The following is a 20,711-nucleotide window of genomic DNA, read 5'->3' on the forward strand; positions in this document are numbered from 1 at the left end:
TCACTTCCACAATCCAATTGAAATTGCAGTTTTATAATGATCCGCCGTGACATATAACAACCCATCTGACGAATAAAGCAAACGAGAAGCAGGCTGCACCGGATTACTACGAGACATTGTGTTGTTTAGCCCGATATCGGCTTCATACCATATTCGACCGTCCGCGCTCGGAAGCAAACCATCTGAGTTTCTAAATATGTCGCCACCTATCTGACCACCGGGCACATAATTGTTCACGGCTTTTCCTTCCTGCCAGCCTTGTTGATATGCGTCGCTCTTTGTTACATAGTTGCTGGGAAGTTGGCCTGTGGTGCGCAGACTATCGACCAATTCATTAGCTGCTTGAGTTGTTTTCAGATCGAGCTTCAATCCTGCGTAACTAACAGCACTTTCAGCACCCGTACTCACCGCTTTGGTGCCCGTGACCTCAACCACCACCCCCGGCGTCATCGAATTCGTCGCAATCGCCGCCGCCGTCTCCACCGTAATAATGCCAGCATTCACCGCCGCGGCCGGATTCGACAATGCCAGCGCCAACGCTTCCGGTCCAAGCGTCGCTAGCGCAGGTATCGCTGCCACGATCGCGACCGATCCAGCCACAACCATCGCGTTGTTGCCGCTCGCCTCATTCATCTGGTTCTGCACCTGAACCAGCAGCTTCACCTGCTCATCCGTGCACGTGCCCGTCGCACAGTACGTTTTCACCAGCTCAACCGACAGCGGATTCTTCTTGGGCCCAAGCATCCCAACCTGATTGTTCTGCGCCTCGATCTGCCCCGCACCTGCCGCTGCGGCCGTGTTCGCACCACTTGCGCCCATGCCCGTTGCCACACCCGCGATCAGGTTATTGACGAGATTTTCGCGAGCCAGCCGTTGCTCGGCCGTCATGTCGTCCGTGGGCTTGAGCAAACTGCCGATCACTGAACTGGCCGCCGCCCCCATCGCACCCGCACCACAGCTCGCACCCGAGCCCGCCGCCCCCGCGCACCCCACAATCGCATGCAAGGCCGCGCGCGCCGCTTCGCCTTGCGGCGTCTGGTCAAGGTCCAGCGTCCTGATCAGGTCCTTGACCTGAACCGCCCCAAGCTCCTGCAAATACGCGACCGTCGCGGCCTGCGCGTACTGCCCCATGCCACCGGTCACATTGCCGCCTGTCGCAACCGTCAATGCCGTCAGTACCTGACGATATTCACCGCCCGGGCCCCACTCCTTGTTGAGCTCATCCGCGCGTTGCTGCGCTTCGGCTCTTTGCTCTGGCGTCAGATTCGGATCCTTCGCAGCCTGCGTCGCCGCATCCGCCTCCTTCGCCCGGTTACTGACGAACGTCCCCACCTGATTGACGAACTGGCTGGTGATATCAAACCCCGCCTGAATCTTGTCCTTGTCGAAGATCGGCGCAATCGTGTTGGCCGTCGCAGTCGTATCGCGGCTGATGCCTGCGACGGCTTCCTCCGCGGTCTGCCCCGTCAGCTGCTGCTGTTTCACGCCATCGGTAATGGTGATCACACCGCCGCTGATCGCGCTTCTGGTCGTTGAACCCGCATCGCCTGATGCGCTCAATGCAACCGGCGGCGCGGCAGCGAAGCCCCCTCCTGTGCCGCCACCGGTATTGGCCAACGTCGTCCCCGGCACCGGATTGACGTTGGTTGCCACACCCGTCTGGGTCTTGCCGAGATCGACGCCATACCCGCCGCTGACCCCGACAGACGATGCATCATACGCAGCGTGATTCGCGATATCACTATGCGTCAGCGTCCCCGTCGTCAGACTGTTCAGATCGTCCAGCACCGCCTGGTCGCTACTCGAGATCACCGCACCCTTGAGGTCGGTGTTGCCCTTCACATCGATCTGAAACCCACCATCCCCGGCATGAATACCCGACTGCTCCGTCACGCTCGCATAGTCGCTGTTCATCTTCTCCTGACTGAAATTCGCCGCCACGCTCGACCCGCCGCCATAGCAGATCGGCGGCACGCAGACACTGATCGACACCCCACCGCCAGTCTGCTTCGAGTCATAGTGGCTCACGTCCTGCAGGCTCGCGATGTTCAGGTCTCCCCCCACATTCGCGACCACGTGCTGCGCATCCGCCACCGCACCGATCAGATTGGTATCTCCCCCCGACTGCAACGTCAGCGTGTTGCCCGCCGTGACATGCGTATTGGTCCACGTCGTGTCGCTGCCATTGCCGTTACCCTTCGTGCCCGACACACCCAGCTGGAACGACAGACCGGTCTGCTCTCCAAGGGCGAGCGTCGCACCGATACTTGCGCTCGAGCCGCTGTTCGTACCCGACACGCTATCGGCGCTCTGCGCCGCATGAAGGTTGATATCGCCCGCGGCAATCAGCGTCGTGTTATTGGCCGCCGAGAGATTGCTGCCGATCACGTTGATATCGCTGTCCGCTCCCGCACCAGCGGCCGCAATCGTCAGGTTGTGCCCAGCGGTAACCGAACTGCCGACCGCGGTGCTCGACGACGCGTTTGAATTGCTGTTGCTGTGACTCGTACCCAGCGACACACTGATGCCGATGCCGCCGGCCGCCGACGGATTGCTTGCCACCGCATCGATCGCATTCTTCACCGCCAGCCCGGTGGTCGCTGCCGCCAGTGCATCGAGCCGCGCGTCGCCGTTGGTATGTTTCACATCCTGGCGCATCTGGTTCGCCGTCATCGCGGCGGCCAGCACCGGGTTGCTGATGCCCGCGGTAATCGCCGTCTGGCTGAGCGACTGCTGCTCGCTCTGACTGAACGTGTTCTGCGCGGCGTCGATCGTCACGGTCCTGCCGGCAAGACCCATGTCGTTCGCCGCATACAGGATCGCGTCCGTCGCATGCAGATCGTTACCGGCCACCACTGTCAGATTGCCGTTCACCGAACCGATCATGCTGCTGTTGTTCGTCACCTGCGTCGTCTGCTGCGCGTCGGTCGTCTTGCGCACGCCGACGCTGTAGCCCTGCAGGCCGCCGTCCAGCTGGTTCAGCGCGGTCATCCCCGACAGGAAACCCCATTCCTGCTTGCTGTAATCGGTCTGCGTGCTTTGCGTATCCTGCGATGTCGTGATGGTGACGTCGTGCACCGCCTTCAGCGTCACGTCGTTCGTGCCAACGATATTGCTGCCGATCACGTTGATATCGTTGCCGCTCACGATCTTCACGCTATCGGCCGAAATCATGCTGCCCTGATTCAGTGTCATCGACTGATCGATGCTGCTCGACACTTTCGTGCCGCTCACGATCTCACTGTGGCTGTGCGTTTCGTGCGCATTGAACTCATGGGTCTCGCTCGCCGCGCCGATGGTCACATTACCGGTCGCCACCAGGTTCGCGCTGCCCTTATCGAGGCTGATCGCGCTACCGCTAACCGTAATGTCCTTGCCCGAGACGATATTCAGCGTATTACCGCTTTCGAGCATCGTGCCGGTCAGCGTCTGATCGGACCTATGCAACGTCTCCGCATAGCTGCGCGTGCCTTCGTCCCCCGAACTGCTGCTGTTCACGGTGGAGGTCGCGCTCGCCGTGCCGAGCGTGACGTTACCCTTCGCCGCAAGCGTGCCGCCCTGACCAAGATTGATGTCCGCGCCGGCCGCCGTCAGGTCGCCATTAATCGCGATGTTCGATTGCCCACCCACCTTCACCGAACTACCGACCACCTGATTCATATCGGTATCCGACACGCCGTTCGCCCGTTCGACGACCTTGTGTTCACCGGTCTGTTGCACGCCGAGATTCCAGTCGCCGCCGATGCTCATCCCAAGCGCGCCCCCCACATTCAGGTTGCCCGCGTTCTGCTCGAAGTCACCGCCCGTCACGATCACCGCATTGCCCGTCACGTTGATGCTGGCCGCAGGACCGAGTGTCGTCGTGACACGTGTCGCACCGTTATCGCTGACCTGGCTCAGCGTCTTCACTGCCGTATCCAGAATCAGATCCCCGCCTGTTTGCAAGGCGAGGCTGCCTGCATTCAAGGTCGCCGACGTCAGATTGATATCCCCCGCCGACACCAGCGCCATCGGGCCGCCCGCCTGCAACGTGCCGAACGAGCTATCGATGCTCTGCGCACCGATCGAGAAGCTGTTCGTCGCGCTGATCGTGCCGCTATTGGTAACCGACTTCGCGTTTTGCAGATCGATGTTCGTCGCCGCGATGACCGGGCCGTTGCCCATATTTTCCTGGCTCGCCTTCGCCAGATAGACGACCGGCACAAGCACGGTCTGACCATCGATCACTTCGCTTTGCATGATGACGACGTTACTCGTCAACTGCGCGACCTGTTCCGCGGAAAGCCCCGTACCGGGCGCGAGATTGAGAGACTGCGCGAGTTGAGCGCCGGACGTCATCAGCGCCTTGTACTCGTCCTGTGCATCGGCATAATTCGTCAGCACGGACTTCCCGGTCATCGACATGATCTGGTCCTGCACGAGCTTCTGCTCGTAGAACCCGTCGCCAAGCCGCAACTGGATCTGCCCGGGGTTCATGCCCATCTGCTGGAAGTAGTAGTCGCTCGACAGCCACTGCTGCTGACTCGTGAACGCAGGATTCGTCTCGACGAGGTACGGCGCATTCGGCGCGGTATTGACGCTGAACAGCCCGCCTCGCGGCAACGTGATGTTGCTCAGCACCGACACAGCCGTGGCGGCTGCGATGATCGGATTGTTGAAATTCGCCAGGCTGCTGTTCGCGATATGGCCGCCTTGTACCGCCGCGGTTCCCGCACTCACGCCGCCAACCGCGCTGATCGTTCCGCTCACGGCACCCGCGCCGGTGCCGGACACGCTTTGCCCCGGCAGCAGTCCGAGCGGCGTCACGGACGCATTGCCGGCCGTGTTGTTGATGATCACGCCGGTGCCGCTCAGCGTCCCGCCCGCGGTGAAGGTCGATTCATAGGCCGGCAGCGCATACGTGCGAATATCAGCCGGCGCGGCTTGCGAGTAACCACCCGGGTGATTCCCGATGAACGGCGCGTCACCGAATGGCAACTGCCAGTTGTGCTCGCTGTTGTCATAGTTGTTGTAGTGATACTGGCCCGAGTACGTGACTTGCACCTGCGGCGCGGTCTGGCCTTGCCAGCTGTTCTGGTCAAGCACGGCGGGCGCGGCAATGTTGCCTGCGGCGGCCACCTGGCTCCAGTAGTTCTGGAACATGCCGACCGACCCCAGGTTCAGGTTACGGCCAGCGATAATCTGCGACCCCGGGCTGACGGTCGTCACCGTATTCGCAACCGCGACGCCCGCATACGTCGTGTACTGATACCCGCTGTTCCACTGGCCGCCGTGCGGCGGTTCGATGTACGCACCGCCGATCATCGTCGGATCACCACCGTCGGCCCAGCCGACGTTTTGACCGCTACAGGCCTCCATGTGGAAGGCGACACAGCCGGACAGGCTGATGCCGAGGCTCGACAACAGGTCCGGATCGACCGACGACGTGAATCCCGACGTGCTCATCGCACGTCGCGTGTTGGTCACCTGATTCGCGGCAATCTGCATATCGCCGCCCGACTGGATCAGGCCAGACTGATTGCGGACAAGGTTAGCGTTGAGGTAATTCCCGTTCGCGTCCTTGCCGCCGGCGAGGATCACCTGGCCGAGACCGTAGATCGCGGTCATCGCCGGCGCGTCGGTGGCGGTCGTGTCGTCGCGGTTCTCGATGTCCGCTGACAGCAGTTCAAGCTTGCCCGCGCTATCGGTCGCGCCAATCAATGCGCTCGTGCCAAGATTCGACAGGATTTGCGCGGCACTCAGCGACACGCTGCCGCCCACTATCGTGCCGGTGTTAGTCAGCGTATTCGAGCGTGTGCTTAGCAGGCCACCCGCCGCGAGCGTGCCGGAGTTCGCGATGTCGCCCGCGTTGATCCTCAGGCCATTCACCGCAACGAATGCCCCGGCGTTGCTGAACGTGCCCGGCAGCGTGAACGTGAGGTTGCGGCCCGCGTTGAAGCTGTAGTTCGGGTCGCTCGCGAAGCTCCCTCGCAGGTTCAGCGTGAGGTCGTTGACTGCGCTGTACCTGCCGCCACCCAGCAGCGTGTTCGCGGCCACCGACAGATTGCGCGACGCGTTGATCTGGCCGTTCGTCACCTTCAGCGTGCCCGTCGTAATGCCGACGTCGCCTGCTGTGTTGGCAACGTTGCCGATCGCGCCGCCGCTGTTATCCAGATTGCCGGTGTCGATCTGCAAATTCGCGCCGCTCAGTTGCCCGCCTTGCGTATTCGACACCGATGACGCGCTCACCGTCACGTTGCCGTTGCCGCTGATCGAGCCCATGCCGGACACGCCGCCCACGTTGCTGTTGGCGATCTGGCTGCCGCCGCTAACGGTCGTTGCACCTGTCCCGACGTTGGTAATCGCGCCGCCCGAGTTGTCGATCGACGCGGCCGTCAGGTTCAGCGTGCTGCCGGTCACGGCCCCGCCCGCGCCGATCACGCCGCCTGCATTGAGCAACGCGCCGATGCTTGAAACCGTCAACGCCGAGCCGGACGACAGCCGGCCGTTCGTGTTGTTCAACACGGCCTGAACGATGGCCGACATCGCGCCCTGCGAAGCGAGCGTCCCGCCTGAGTTGTTGAGGCTAGCGACCCGCATCGACGCCTGCCCATTGCTTACGATGCGGCCGCCGACGTTGGTTAGCGCTCCCGCTCCGTTGCCCGGATCGATCGTCAACGTGCCCGTGCCGGCATGGGTGATCGTGCCGCCGTTGTTGTTGATCGACGCGGACGCCAGACTCAGGTCCGTGCTGTTCGTCTGAATCACGCCGCCGTTCGAGTTGTCGAGCGTGTTGCTAACATCAAGACTCACCGCGCCAGAGCCTAGCTGGGTCAACGACCCGCGCCCGTTGGTCAGGTTCGTCGCAGTCACGGCAAGCCGATCCGCGATGATCCGGCCGTTGCTGTTATCGAGTTGAGGCGCCGCCATCGACACGGTGTTGCCGCTGACCACCCCAACCGCGTTCGTGAACGAAGCGGAACGGGTTGTCACGGTCTGCGCGCTGAACGTACCGCCGCTGTTGTCGAGCGCACCCGCGACAGTGGTGTCAAGATTCTTTCCTGCAGTCAGGGTGCCGCTGTTCGCAAGCGACGCGGCCTGTACCGACACGTTGCCGGTCGCTGCGATCGTGCCGCTGGTGTTGGTAAGCGAACCGTCACTGGAGAGGCTCAAATCGCCGTTCGATTCCAGTTGACCGCGCGAGTTGTTCAACGGACCGGCGAGTGTCGCGTCAAGCCCTGTCTGACCGCCGATCGTGCCGCCAGTGTTATCGACACTCGCTGCGGACAGCGCCGTGCGGCCATTGCTGACGATCGTGCCGTCCACGTTCGTCACTGCGCCTGCGCCGTTGGCGGAATCGATCGTCAACGTGCCGGTGCCCGCATGCGTGAGCGTGCCGCCGTTGTTGTTCAGCAAAGCAGGCGCGAGCGTCAGGTCCGTGCTGTTGGTCTGGATCACACCGCCGTTCGAATTGTCGAGCGTCCCGCTGACACCGAGCCCCATCGCGCCCGATCCGAGCTGGGTCAGCTTGCCGTGTTCGTTCGTCAGATTCGACGCGTTCACGGCGAGCTGGTTTGCAGTAATCTGCCCGCCGCTGTTATCGAACTGCGGCACGGTGATGGAAACGGTATTGGCGCTGATTGCCCCGTTCGCGTTTTTGAGCGAAGCGGCATTGGCCGCGAGCATGGCGCCGCTCAGCGTGCCGCTGCTGTTGTCGAGTGTGCCGGAAGCCGTCAAGGCGAGATTGTGCGCGGCCGTGACGGTCCCGCTGTTGGTCAGTGACGCCGCTTTGATGGTCGCGTCGCCGTTACCGCCGATCACGCCCCCCGTCGCGGCTTGCGCGGTGGTCCCCGCCGCATTCGTGAGCTGGCCGCTCGCCGACAGCGTCAGGCCATCGGCGTTCTCCGAGACGATGCGCCCCGCTGTGTTCTGCACGTTTGCGGCCGATACGTTCACTGCACCAGCCGCTTCCAGTTGGCCCGCCGTATTGTCGATGTCGCCGCGGGACTCAACGTCAAGCGACCGTGCCGACGTGATCGCACCAGCACCGTTCTTGAGGCTGGCACTCGCTACCGTCAGCGCGCCATTTGTGGACAGATTCCCGCGGCCGTTGTCGAACGCGTCTGTCTGGATGTCGAACGACCCGGTGCCGGCCTGGCTGATCTTACCGTTCGCATTGGACAGACTGGCGGACCGAACCGCGACGTTCTGAGCGTTCGTCGTGACCGTGCCCCCGGTATTGTCGAAAGCGCCCGATGCGGCGACGCTCATGTCGCCTGCTCCGGTTTGCGACAGCGTACCGCTGCGATTGGTTACGCTGCCCGCTGTCACATTCAATTGCGCGGCGCTCACCTGCCCCTGGTCGTTTGCAAACGCACCCGACGCGTTGGCGGTCAGACTGCCGCCTGCCTGCAACGCGCCGCCTGCATGCGCGATGTTGCCGGTGTCGCCACCGGCGCCCGTCGCCGTCAACGACACATTGCCCTTTGCCAGCGTCTGCGCGGCAGCCATGTTCAGGCTGCTGCCCGACATCGCGAGATTGCCGCCCGCGATCTGTTGGCCTGTGGTGCTGACCGACCCCGCACCCGACACGGCGAGACTGCCGGACCCGGTGATGTTGCCGTTCGCGTCCACGCCCGCACCGAGCGCACCGGTCGAATTCACGCTCGCGCCGGTTAGGGTGGTATTGCCAAGCGCCGCGACCGTGCCGCTGCTTGTCAGCTGGCTTTGGCTGTTTAGCGTCGTGTTCTGCGTCGCGTAGATGGAGCCGCTGTTCGACACGTCGCCGGCGCCCGTAATCGTCACGTTGCCGGTCGCGCTCGTGGTGCCCGACAAGGTCACCTTGCCCTGACTGCTGAGTTGAACGTCGCCCGCTTGTGACGCGATGGTGCCGGCGCTATTGACACCCACGCCCGTCTCAGTCCCGACAAGGCGAATTTTGCCGGCATACATGCCGCCCAGTTGCGCGACGTCGATCGCAACACCCTGACTGTTGCCATCCTGACCAAGCGATTGCGCGCTCAGATCGTCGTGGCGAACCTCATTGTTGCCGGTCACGACATTCAGCGACTGGCCTGCCCAAACCTTGCCGTTGATCGCGACACTGCGGGCAATCAGGTCAACCTGGTCGACATTGCTGCCGTTCAGACCCGCCGCGCCGATCTGGATCTGACCGCCCGTCACGTGAAACGCATCCAGGCTACCCGTTCCGCCGAAAACCGGCGTGCCCGTCGTCAGAATGCCTCGGCTTGTATTGATGAAGCCGCAACCATTGCAGTAAATTCCAGCAGGATTCGCAATCACCACTTCGGCTCTCTGGCCGGCCACCTCGGTATACCCGAGCAACTGGCTCGGACTTCCGCCTACCACCTGGTTCACGATCACCCGTGCGCTACCCGATGCGAGGTTCGGGTTGCCGGTCACGTAACCCGCCTGTTGCGTGAGCGCGTTGCCTTGGGCATTGTTCAGGATCAGGCCTTGCGGGCTGACGTTGTACTGCGTATACCCATTGTTTGACACGCCTGCCGAATTCGGCGTCGCGATCTGAACGATCGGCAAACCGTTGGCTGTCACACCGACAATCGGTTTGCTGCCGGCCGACCCGGGCGCCGCCACCACCTGCGCATCGACCGGCATCGGCTGCATACCGAGTGCACACAGTGCAGCGAACGCGATATGCCGCATCGACAGCAGGTCCACCAGGTCCCAGCGCGCAACAGGAATGGCCGACCCGCGCGCCGTGCCGACCGGGCGGCCGCGACCATTCGCTGTCGCAGTTTCCTGCACCGCTGTCCACAAACCACGAGCCGCATTGAAAATGACGCGATAGGTATTCTTGTTCATAGCAGGAAACTCACGCTGAAGCCCGCCACTGGCCAGTGGTTGGGGAAACCGGCGGGCTGGTACAGCGGACCGCCAATGAAGACGTCGTAATTGACGCGCTGGAATGCGCTGCCGCGCGCGCCGACCACCGCTCCGACGAGGCGCCGGCCAAGCAGGCTGCTCGCTGACGGACCGAACACTTCACCGGCGTCGACGCCGACATATAGCGCCAGTCCGAAACGCGACAAGGGAATCTCAAGGTCGTTGCGCATGAATACGCCCTTCTCGGCAGCCAGCATGGTGTTGCCGTCGAAGCCGCGGACCGTATAGCGGCTGCCAATCGAGATGTACTCGGTGGGAAACAGCACGTCAGGCGTGTTCTGCGCACGCACGGTGCCCGTATAACGCAATGGAAAACCGGCGATCGCGAGCGGCACGCTCAACGTCGCATCGAGCGTTTCCATCTGGTAGTAGGACGTCGGCGCGCCGTTAGTCACGCCCGGCAAGTCGGGCTGTGCGCCGAACCACGGCACGCCCCAGCGATATGCGATGGTGCTGTCGAATTGCGCGGCACCGAGGTAGTGCTTATGTTCCCAGCCGATTTCCGCGTACGTGTTGTCGCGGTGCTGGACGCCGATTTCCGTGCCGTCGATAAACGCTTCGCTGAAGCGCTTGCCGACGCGGAATTCGAGCATGTTCTTCTGCACCTGATTGCGGAAGAACTGGTATTCGGTCTTGACGTCGAAGGTTGCTGAGTTGCCGCTCGACACCAGTGTCGAGAACGCGCCCGCGATCTGCTGGTGATAGTCGTACTGGCTCGCCATTGCGGTGAACGTCCAGTTTCCCCATGGAATCGAGTACCAGGCGCTGCTGCCGTGCGTGCCGTATCGGTTTGCATGGCCATCGAGGTCGTGGTTGTAGCCGATGTTCAGGAGGTCGGATAATCCGAGCGGATTGTCGATGGTCAGACTCACGCCGCCCTGCAACTGACCGGTCGACTTAAGCCCGCTGTCGTCGACGCTTAACGCAAGCGACCACGGTTTCTGCCGCTTGACCGCGATCACGACGTCGCTTTCGCCGGTCGACGGACCCGGCACGATCTGCATATCGACATCCTGATTCGGCACGCGCTTCATCTGCTCGAGGCCCTGCTCGAGATTGCGCAGATTCAGCAGATCGCCCTTTCGGGTTGGAAACGCGTTGCGCCACGTGCCGTACGTCGATGGATCGGCAAAGCGGATCTCGCTGATCACGCCGGGAATCAGTTCAAGTTTCAGCTGGCCAGTGGACAGGTCCTGCGAGGGGATCACCACGCGTGTGGTCGAGTAACCCTTCTCGATGATTCGCGCCATCATGCGATGCACGATCAAATTGAGTCCTTCACGCCCGACGCATTGACCGCGATAGCGTTGCAGGTAGTCGCGAGCGAACGTCAGTTCACCTGGAAACAGCGGGTTTGGCGACAGCGCGCGCGCACCGGCCGCCCGCACGATTTCGCTCAGGCCGAGCGGGACTTCCAGCGTCAATTCATCGATCTTGAAGCATGGCGTTTCGACAGGCACTTTGCCGTCGTCAACTTCTGGACGCGCGGCGGGTTGAAGCTCGACAGTGGGCGCCTGTAGCGCGCGCTCGCGCTCGATCGCCTGCTCTTGCGCGCGGCGCCGCTGTTCCTGCTCGCCGAGCGTGTCCGGCACCTGCGCATGGGCAATGTGCGCACACGTCGCCGCGAACAGCACGCCACAAAGTCGAGCCAGTTGGAGTCCTTTCGGCTGCAATGCAGACGGCGTGGCATTCGTATTCGCCACGCGAGCGCGCGTGCCGGGTCGGGCGATCCGACCAGGATGGTAGTTCGTCATGGGGGCGAGCTACTGTGGCGCTCGTGGCTGCACGGGCAGCTGCGTGCCGGGGGGCGCGACTGCCCTTCCAATCTGATTCTGTTCGCCGGTTGCTGTGACCGTTATGTCGTCAGTACCGCGCACGCCCCGGAATCGGCTCGATACAAGCCGGCATACATACCCGTTCATTTTTATTCATCTGACAATATGAAAGCGGGCGTAAAGTAACAGAAACCTTTTTTGGCGAGTGTCAAATTGCGTAAAGCTGATGCCGCGCCGCAACGTTAAATGCAAAACGCATCAACCTTTTTGAGCAGGAAGCGCCATTCCAAACAGGGTTAGCCCTTTACGTCATCCGGCTCACGCTTCGCATAGTGTCCCGGAGGCATGCCGGCTTGCCGCGTGAAGGCCACGCCAAAAGCACTGACCGAGCTATAGCCGACGCGCTCGGCAATCTCGGCCGTAGTGAGTTGCCGTTGGCGCAGCCATTGCTTCGCAAGTGCCATGCGCCACGCCAGCAGGTATTCCATCGGCGCCACGCCAACGGCATGCCTGAAACGCTCGAAGAACGCTGAACGGGACATCGCGGCCTCGCGCGCCAACTGCATCACATTCCACTGGACTTCGGGGCGCTCGTGCATGCGCCGAAGCGCCTGCGCCAGCCTCGGATCGGCCAAAGCACGCACCAGCCCCTGCGATGTGCCTGTACTGGCGGTCGACCGGAACGCCTCGATTAGCAACACTTCGAGCAGGCGAGCCATCACGATCTCGCGCGCGGGCCGGTCCGCACGCGATTCGTCGCCCACCAGTTGAACCAGCGTCGACAGGCGGCGCTCACCGCGCACATGCACCCACTGCGGCAGCAGGGGCACCAGCATCGCCGAGTCGGGCGACCTGAACATGCAGTTGCCAACCAGCATGCGGACGTCGACCGCGCCGTCCGGATCGCCGACGCGCGCCCCGCCAGGCATCGGCGCGATCGGTGTAGCGACGGTCTCTTCTTCGCGAGGCGGCTGCCGGTCGAGGCTGGACGTGGAAAAGCTGCGCGCCGTAGGGATCAGTGCGAAATCACCCTCTTGCAGCGTGATGGTTTCGCTGTGCGTCGGGCCGTCCACCGTCAGATGGCAGCCCCCTTCCAGAATCACGAAGTAGAACGGACGACCTGTCTCGGTGCGGCGCACCGCCCACGGCGCCGACGCGACAACGAGCTTTGAGAACGGCGCGGCTGGCTGCAACAACGACACGACTTCCGCCAATGGGTCGACCATTCTGGACGATCTCAACAAAATAATGGACATCGTAGTATAGCCAGTCCTGGAACCGGACTCTATCGTAGAGCCATCGTCAACCGATGGAGTTTCTGATGTCCTTCACTTCCACTGTGCTTATCTCGGGCTGTTCGTCCGGTTTTGGTCTCGAGACCGCGCGGCTCTTCCTCGACAGAGGCTGGCGTGTCGTCGCGACCATGCGCACGCCGAGTGACGACCTGCTGCCGCGTTCAGAACGGCTTCGCGTGCTGCCACTCGATGTCACCGATATCGGAAGCATCCACCGCTGCATCGACGCGGCCGGGCCGATCGACGCACTCGTCAACAACGCCGGCGTCGGCCTGCTGGCGCCGCTGGAGGGCGTCGAGCTGGTCAACGCGCGCGAGGTCTTCGAGACCAACACACTCGGTACGATCGCGATGACGCAGGCCGTGCTGCGTCAGTTCCGTGAACGGCGGGCAGGAGTGGTCGTGAATGTCACGTCGAGCGTGACGCTGAGGCCGCTGCCACTGTTGTCGGTCTATACGGGCAGCAAGGCGGCGGTCAATGCGTTCACCGAATCGCTCGCATTGGAACTCGCCCCGTTCGACGTCCGCGTGCGGCTGGTGCTGCCGGGACGCGCACCAGGCACGAGCTTCGGCGATAACGCGCGCCGCTTGATGGAACACAGCGTACCCGAGGCCTATATGGACTTCAGGGAACGCGTGTTCGCCGCAACGCGAGACACGGTCACTCAGATCACGCACGCGCAAGACGTCGCCGAGGCCGTGTGGCGCGCAGTCACCGATCCGTCGACGCCGATGCACCTACCTGCGGGCGCGGATGCGGTCGATCTGGCACTGGCATGAGCGCGCATCGAATGGTCTAGCGCGGCATCGGAACGGGCAGCCGCTGATCGACCAGATAGATCGGTATCGGTTGTGAGAATCCGCCGCGCGGCGGGAGAACCGGGTGCCACCGGCGTATCATCGCGAACGGTCGTCTATCCGGCCACACCCTCACCCAGCAAGGCAGTTATGAAGCCAGTCCCTCTGCATGCGTTGCTGCGCGACATCCGCGCCTGCACGATCTGCGCGCCCGTGTTACCGCACGCCCCACGCCCGGTCCTGGCGGCATCCGAATGCGCGCGGATTCTGATCATCGGCCAGGCGCCCGGCGCGAAAGTGCATGCCTCCGGTATTCCATGGAGCGATGCGAGCGGTGCTCGCCTGCGCAGTTGGCTCGGTGTCGACGATGCGGCCTTTTACGACGAAGAAAAGTTTGCTCTCGTGCCGATGGGTTTCTGTTTCCCCGGGCGTGGCCCAAGCGGCGACTTGCCACCCCGACCCGAATGTGCCGCCCGTTGGCACCACGATTTGCTGGCCCAGCTGCGCTCGGTCCGGCTCACCTTGCTCATCGGACACTATGCACTGCGGTTTGGACTCGGCGCAGCATCGGGTAAGACATTGACCGATACCCTGCTGCGATGGCGGGACTTCGGCCCCCAGGTGATTCCATTGCCGCATCCATCACCGCGCAACATCGCGTGGTTCAAACGCAATCCGTGGTTCGAAGCCGATGTGTTGCCGACACTGCGTGAGCGCGTCGCGCAGGCGTTGTCTGCCCCTGCTGAGGATATAAAAGCAGGCTGAAGGTCAATCCGGACTGGCTCAGATAAAACCGATCTCGCCTTTCCAGCCGTCTTTTGTCAGTACAACGACCTGTTTCAGCTGCAGCGTGCCGCCGCTTCGCACGATCATCGCAACGACCGGAAACACGCGCTGCACGTCCGAGTCCTTGGTCCACGGCGCAGGATCGATCATGTACGTGTACGTGATCACCGTGCGCTCGCTACCGTTCACTTCATGCGGCGGCTCCCAGCCGATGATCTTGTCGACGTGCAGCTTGCCGTAGCAGACGTCGCCGTCGTGCATCGTGACCGTCCCATTCGCGGCCATGCTCGGCAGCGGTTTGTGCAGGTAGTACTTCTTGCCCTCGTCGCTAAGCGTATACCGCATCGTCGAATCGGAGATCTGCTGCTTGCGCACGAGACCGATTTTCTCCATCACCGGCAATTGCAGCGAATTCGCGGTGCGCTGCCGCGCTTCGTCCTTCGTGATATCGATCGGCCACTTCACCTTGCCGATACACATGTCGCCATGCTCATCGAGAAAATTCGACACAGCGACCGTGAAGTTCTCGCGATTCGGCTCGTCGCTGTGCGTACTGCATCCGGCGACCAGACACACGGGCAACCACCACACCTTCAACCAGTTCAATTTCTTCATGTTCTGCTTGCTACTCCAACCCGGGTTGCAATCCTGATTCCGCGCGATAGTTCGAATAGGTGTTTCCACGTCACTTCGACGGCGGCTGGAAGTCATCGGTCAGCGCGCCGAGGAATGCGACGAGGTCATCCACTTCCTGTTCCGTCATCGATGGCGCAGCGCCGCGCGTATGCACGACCGGCACGGTCATATCGATGTTCGGTTGATATTGCACCGGCAGATCGTCGTAAACATTGACACTGCCATCTGCGGCCTTCGAGTAGAAGAGTTCAGGGTTCGTGTCACGCTTGTTATAGAACTCGACGACATCGCGCAGCGTATGAAACACACCGTTGTGGAAGAACGACTGGCGGGTCGCGACGTTGCGCAGCGTCGGCGTTTTGAACATGCCGCAAAATTTCGCGGAATTGGCAGGCGTGTGTCCCGTTGCGGCGGCCTGGCATAGGCCCATGTCGACGTGCGTCGGGTCGGCGTTCGCGGGAATCTCCATGTTTCGCGGCGGCGCCACGGCTTCGAACGAATAGTCGGTGAACGGCGCTACGCTGCCGCCTTGCGCGTTGCCACTCAGGTGGCAGGCAATGCAATTGCCCTTGTTTTCATCATTGAAAAGCTGCAAGCCGTGCATTTCCTGCGGCGTCAGGTAATTGCCGCGATTGTGGCGCAGCAGATCGAACTTGCTTGTATAAGGATGGAAGCTGGGGTCTTCCTGCTGATAGCTCTGCAATGCGGACATCGCCATGGTGAAGGCCTTCGCGGAATCGGCGAACGCATTCTCGCCGAACGCCTGCTTGAAGAGCGCCGCGTAAGGACCAGCCTTCAGCGTATTGACGACAGCATCCGGGCTACGGTTCGCCATTTCGTAAGTGGACAGCAGCGGAATCTTCGCCTGGTCCGCGAGCGAGTTCGCGCGGCCGTCCCATGTGAAGCCGCCGCCGGGACCCGGCGGCGTGACGCCATCGGGATTGTCGAGCAGATCGGAATACGGCGGCGTGAACTCCTTATAGCGCAGCGACGGCACCGCGCGCACGCCGGGCGTGTTGTCGTCGACGCCGCCGAGCTGAACCGCGAGGCCGTTCGGCGGGCCATAAGCGAAATCCGGGTTGTGACAGGTCGCGCACGAGATTTTGCCGGAACCCGACAGCGTCTTGTCGAAGAACATTTTCGCGCCGACCTGGGCCGCGAGGCTCAGTTGCGGCGTGGCGGACGGCGCGGACGCGGCGCCCGGCGCCGAGGCCGATTGCTGCTGGCCGTTGTTGTTATCGCCGCCGCATGCCGCGACGACCAGCGCCGCGGCGACGACGCCGGCAAGCAACGCTATGCGCATAGCTGTTCCAATGAGTACGCGCGCGGCCCGGCCGGGCCGCGCGCAAAACGTCGCGCGGAACTGGACATCCGCGCGAACCGCGTCGCATTCGCTGCCTTCACTTCTTCAGCGTGAACACGCTCGACATCGGGCGCACCGCGTCGTAGTGCGGGTCGATGCTGCCCTGGAACTCGGGCAGCGACACGAGATTGGCGGCAATGAACGATTGCGTGTACTTCGACCGGTTCATGTAGCTCGTCGGCACGCCCGGGTCGGAGAGACCGAACATGTCCTGCATCGTGCGCACGAACGAGAAGTGGCTGTACTGGTCGGCATCCTTCAGGCCAGTCGGTGCATTCTGCTGATTCGTCAGCACGCCGAAGATGATCGGCCCGTTGCCCTGGTTGCCCGCGCTATATTCCGCGACCGGCTGCGTAATCGTGGCCGACTCGCCGACCTGCGCGTTAACCGCGGTTCCGGCCGCATTCCAGCCGCAGCACGACGCCGTGCCCTGGAAGTTGCCGTTGCCTTCGTCGAACGTGATGACGATGGCGACCTTCTTGTTGCGGTTCGCCCACAACGGCGATGCCTGGATTTTCTGCACGAGCGTGGCCGTGTAGTTATCGCCGCGCGTGATGTTGGCGTTGCCGCCCGAGCAGTCGGTTGCCGTTTTGGTCCCCGTCACGTCCTTCGGCGTCACCGCGTGCATGTCGTCGCACTGATCGGGGACCAGATAGTTCAGGGTGCCGACGTCGCCCGTCTGCAGGTCGGTGCCCAGCTGGTCGAAATTCCAGCCGGCCGGAGCCTTCGAAGCCGCCGCCGCGTCCCACTGGCCGCCGCCCATCGTGCGAATTTCCTTCTGGAACTCGCCGTCGTTGCGCACGTCGTCGAAGGTCACCGCGTTGTTGTGCTTGAGCGCATACAGGCTGCCCGGCCTCGGCAGCATGATCGTCGGATCGTTGTTGTCGGCCGCGATCATCGTGGCGTCGGCGGAACTGTTCAGGCGCACATCCTGGCCCGGCGTCATCGACTCGTTGTAGACCCGCCATGTCATGCCGGCATTGCGCATCGTCGTGAACATGTTGCGCGCCGTCTTGATGTTGTGCACCGCGCCGTTGTTGCACGCGCCCTGGCCGGCGGGAATGCCGTCCGTCGGTGCATCACGCGTGTCGCCCGTGGGCATGCACCACCATGCCGAGTCGTCGGTGACGCCGAAGTCGTCGGCCGAGCCGAGCGCCATGTAGTTCGGCTGCGACGGCTGGCCGGTCGAGTAATAGTTGGTCGCGCGATTGCCTTCGTTGAGCAGCGCGGTAATTTTCGGTGCGAACGGCGAACCGTCGATCGCGCTGTTCGTATGGTTCTCGAGAATGATCACGAAGAGGTTGTCGAAGCGCGGCACACCCTCGAGATTCATCGCGGTCTGCTCGGCTTCCGCGATCGCGATCGGCTTGCCGGTGGTGGGCGACACATCACCGCGCGCGACCATCGTCGATGCGAGCTCGAAGCGGTTCGTGAGAATCGTCGTCTCGGTTGCGAGCGCCTGCTTCTTCGTCGCGTCGGTGATCGTCGAAGGATCGGCCAGCACGTCGGCGGGCGCGACGCCCAGGCGCCCCGCGATGTTCGCAACAGCAGTCGGTTCATCGATATTGTCCGCCGCCATCTCGCGCACCACTTCCGTCGAGAGCGGGCTCAATATCTGATTCGCGGCGGCCGGCGCGCGCAACACCATGGCTTTCGCCGTGGTCATCGCAGCACCCGTCGCCGGATCGATAAACGCGGTGTTCGCGGGAATCACCGCGGCGACCGGTACATTCGCCGCGGTCGTAGTCAGCGTGAAGTTGCCGTGTGCATCGGTGGTGGTGGTCGCCTCGTTGCTGTCGCACGCGCCGTTGTTGTTGTTGTCGCTGCAGACCGTGACGTTCGGGTACTGCGCGACCATCCTGCCTTGCACCTTCTGGGTCGCGGCGAGTGCCGACGGGGTCGTTCCGCCCGAATCGCCACCACACGCCGCAATCAATACGGGGGCGACGGCCATAACGAACAGCGTTGATGCGGATATCGCGGTTGCGCGCAACTTCGGCGGCGCGGCTTCAATGCGGGGGCTCATTCTTTTTCTGCTCCGTAGGGAATCGGGGGATGGTTCGGCATACACAGCCGATAGCGGGCGGATTATCCCTACATGACGATTAATTTTTTATGACTTTTTAAATTGATTGTCGGCTGATGTCATTGACTTGCTATCGACTTGTAATTGAAGTTGCTCTGTCACAAATCGATCCTAAACTTCGGGCCGATTTCATTACCTTCCCCCCAAAGAAAAATCGATACGAAATCTGGCATTTCATGTCGATCGGTATTAAAAAGGACAGAGATGCAGTCAATAAAAAAAGCAGCCGTGGTTGTGCCGGCTCTTGCAGTGATGCTTTCTCTCGCGGCATGTGGCGGAAGCAATTCGCCTTCTACTTCGACGGCTTCCGCGCCGGCGAGCGCGAGCGCGCCCACCCCGGCGAGTACGCCGGCGGTGGATCAGTCGCAGGTTTTCACCGCGGTGCGCGATACCGATTCCGGTCTCGATGGCGTGCCGGCCCAAGTGAGCTTCGCGGCGGGGTCGAGCACGGGCACGCTGTCGATCAACTCGGTCGACTATGCGACGCTCACACCGGATGCAGCAAACGACGGGATGATGACCGTAAGCGGAACGCCGACGCTCGGCGTGACACTTGGCGTCATTCCGCCGCAGCAGCCTGTTCTGTTCCCCGGCATCATTGAAGCGTGTGAACCGGATGCGACCGGTGCGCCGAATCCGGCTGCCGGCAACATGCCGCTCAAGTCGAAAGTGGTCGCGATTGCAGGCTTGCCGATCAAGAACGTGGCATTGCTCCTGGGCACCACGTTCCCGACATACTACGAAAACTGTCTGCGCGATGGCTTGCCGACGCCGCAGGCACAGCATTCGCTGTTGACGATCGATGGCAACGCCATCCTGTCGGTCACCGACGTGCGCAACAGCCCCAATCCGGTCGTCACGCCGCCCCCGGCGTCACTGCTGGAAACGCAGGAAGCGGGAAACAACGGCGACTGGCTGATACCGTTCCTGTACATCACCCCGGACGGCCAGCGTCATATCGCGCTGGTGCAGCATGGCACCGTGGCAGGGGGTCATGATCACAACTTCGTCGGCGTCTGGCTCGATCAGTAAGCAGGCGAATACGGCACCGCGCGTCGGTTTCGCGCGGTGCCGCACGGTGTGCGTAGGGCTACATGCGTTTGGTTCGTCGCTAGGGCCGCGCCGCAGCTGTACCGCTCGCGATGAAACGGCGCGGATGCAGCCACTTCGTTGCGATCCATTTCTCTCCAGCGACGACCGGCCGACCCGCATGGGCGGATGCGGGGTCGGTCTGACCCAGCCGATTGCCATATTGAAAATAAAGCGCATTGCCTTTACGGGGTAAAACGGAAAATCCTGATTCGATGAATAACGTTTCTCCACCCGAATCGACGTTATTCAAATACATGATCAAAGTGGCAATTCTCTGACCGCTGCGTTCAATCGATTGACGATTGTCTTCAATAGCAGAGGATAAAAAATCGAAATGCGGCGTGTGTTGCGCACCGGGCCGGTAGCGCAGTACCTGAATGCCCTCTCCGTTTTCGGCCGGTATTCCCGTAAGCCGTTCGATGCGCGTTTCAATGCGAGCGATCAGCGGCGTCTGCGCGAGATGGAAAAACACCCCCTCGCTGTTGCGAAGCGCGTCGATCACGTCCTTGCCGCTTTCCGGATCGACCACGCGCACCGGCTCCAGGCGCGGCGCGCCGAACGCGATGAGTTCTGCGCATTCGTCGTCGTCGAGCAGATTGCCGAGCAACGCGAGCGTCGGGCGTTCGAGACGCGCGAGCACCTCGACACGTCGGTCGCCGCCATCGAGGATAGGCGCCGTGCCAAGGTGCGACGGTTCAGGCTGGTAAGGAAGCGCGGCGAATGGTGCGTCATCGATTTCCAGACGGCCGGCTGCGGGCGGCGCGCCAGCGGCGACAGCGTGCGCGACCGTGCTCACGAGCGCATCGGCAAGCTGCGCGGGTACGTTTTGCGCCTGCAGCTGCGCGCTAATAGCCTGTGCCGATGTGCCGCGCGTCAGTTCGGCGATCAGCCAGTTACGCACATCGGCGGGAAAATTGACGAGCATGATGGAGCGGCCATTGCAAGATGATCCGCGGATCGTACAGACCGATCACAACA

11 protein-coding genes are annotated in these 20,711 nt (G+C 62.3%); 3 read left to right on the forward strand and 8 right to left on the reverse strand.

Annotated elements, in window-relative coordinates; translation table 11 throughout:
- The 3 genes from HV796_RS04185 to HV796_RS04195 all read right to left on the reverse strand — a co-directional run bounded on the left by HV796_RS04185 (nucleotide 1) and on the right by HV796_RS04195 (nucleotide 12,904).
- The gene (locus HV796_RS04185; protein WP_175225189.1) at nucleotides 1-9,822 is read right to left on the reverse strand and encodes a two-partner secretion domain-containing protein; all 9,822 of its coding nucleotides are present in this window, start codon (nucleotides 9,820-9,822) and stop codon (nucleotides 1-3) included.
- Complete coding sequence (locus tag HV796_RS04190; protein WP_377693027.1) at nucleotides 9,819-11,537, reverse strand: ShlB/FhaC/HecB family hemolysin secretion/activation protein; 1,719 nt, start codon at nucleotides 11,535-11,537, stop codon at nucleotides 9,819-9,821. The genes HV796_RS04185 and HV796_RS04190 overlap by 4 nt, the downstream gene beginning before the upstream one ends.
- 437 nt (nucleotides 11,538-11,974) lie before the next feature.
- On the reverse strand, nucleotides 11,975-12,904 hold the full coding sequence (locus tag HV796_RS04195) for an AraC family transcriptional regulator (protein WP_175225191.1): 930 nt from the start codon (nucleotides 12,902-12,904) through the stop codon (nucleotides 11,975-11,977).
- 95 nt (nucleotides 12,905-12,999) lie between these two features.
- On the opposite strand from HV796_RS04195, the gene HV796_RS04200 reads away from it, so the two are divergent.
- On the forward strand, nucleotides 13,000-13,752 hold the full coding sequence (locus tag HV796_RS04200) for an SDR family oxidoreductase (protein ID WP_175225192.1): 753 nt from the start codon (nucleotides 13,000-13,002) through the stop codon (nucleotides 13,750-13,752).
- A gap of 168 nt (nucleotides 13,753-13,920) precedes the next feature.
- Nucleotides 13,921-14,535, forward strand: a complete 615-nt coding sequence (locus HV796_RS04205) for a uracil-DNA glycosylase family protein (RefSeq protein ID WP_175225193.1) — start codon at nucleotides 13,921-13,923, stop codon at nucleotides 14,533-14,535.
- 18 nt (nucleotides 14,536-14,553) lie between these two features.
- On the opposite strand, the gene HV796_RS04210 is transcribed toward HV796_RS04205, so the two are convergent.
- The 4 genes from HV796_RS04210 to HV796_RS04225 form a co-directional block, all read right to left on the reverse strand.
- The gene (locus HV796_RS04210) at nucleotides 14,554-15,171 is read right to left on the reverse strand and encodes a hypothetical protein (protein ID WP_175225194.1); all 618 of its coding nucleotides are present in this window, start codon (nucleotides 15,169-15,171) and stop codon (nucleotides 14,554-14,556) included.
- Nucleotides 15,172-15,241: 70 nt separating this feature from the next.
- Nucleotides 15,242-16,495 (reverse strand): cytochrome-c peroxidase, encoded by a 1,254-nt coding sequence (locus HV796_RS04215; protein WP_175225195.1) that lies wholly within the window; start codon nucleotides 16,493-16,495, stop codon nucleotides 15,242-15,244.
- Nucleotides 16,496-16,592: 97 nt separating this feature from the next.
- Nucleotides 16,593-18,581, reverse strand: coding sequence for an alkaline phosphatase family protein (locus HV796_RS04220; protein ID WP_175225196.1), 1,989 nt, complete (start codon nucleotides 18,579-18,581; stop codon nucleotides 16,593-16,595).
- A gap of 158 nt (nucleotides 18,582-18,739) precedes the next feature.
- The gene (locus HV796_RS04225; protein ID WP_175225197.1) at nucleotides 18,740-18,976 is read right to left on the reverse strand and encodes a hypothetical protein; all 237 of its coding nucleotides are present in this window, start codon (nucleotides 18,974-18,976) and stop codon (nucleotides 18,740-18,742) included.
- 19 nt (nucleotides 18,977-18,995) lie between these two features.
- Between HV796_RS04225 and HV796_RS04230 the strand changes: the two genes are divergently transcribed.
- The gene (locus HV796_RS04230; protein WP_175225198.1) at nucleotides 18,996-19,673 is read left to right on the forward strand and encodes a hypothetical protein; all 678 of its coding nucleotides are present in this window, start codon (nucleotides 18,996-18,998) and stop codon (nucleotides 19,671-19,673) included.
- Nucleotides 19,674-19,752: 79 nt separating this feature from the next.
- Here the strand turns inward: HV796_RS04230 and HV796_RS04235 are convergent, their stop codons facing one another.
- Nucleotides 19,753-20,658, reverse strand: a complete 906-nt coding sequence (locus HV796_RS04235) for a 2OG-Fe(II) oxygenase (protein WP_175225199.1) — start codon at nucleotides 20,656-20,658, stop codon at nucleotides 19,753-19,755.
- Nucleotides 20,659-20,711: the final 53 nt, after the last annotated feature.

Source organism: Paraburkholderia humisilvae (assembly GCF_902859855.1).
GTDB classification, from domain to species: domain Bacteria; phylum Pseudomonadota; class Gammaproteobacteria; order Burkholderiales; family Burkholderiaceae; genus Paraburkholderia; species Paraburkholderia humisilvae.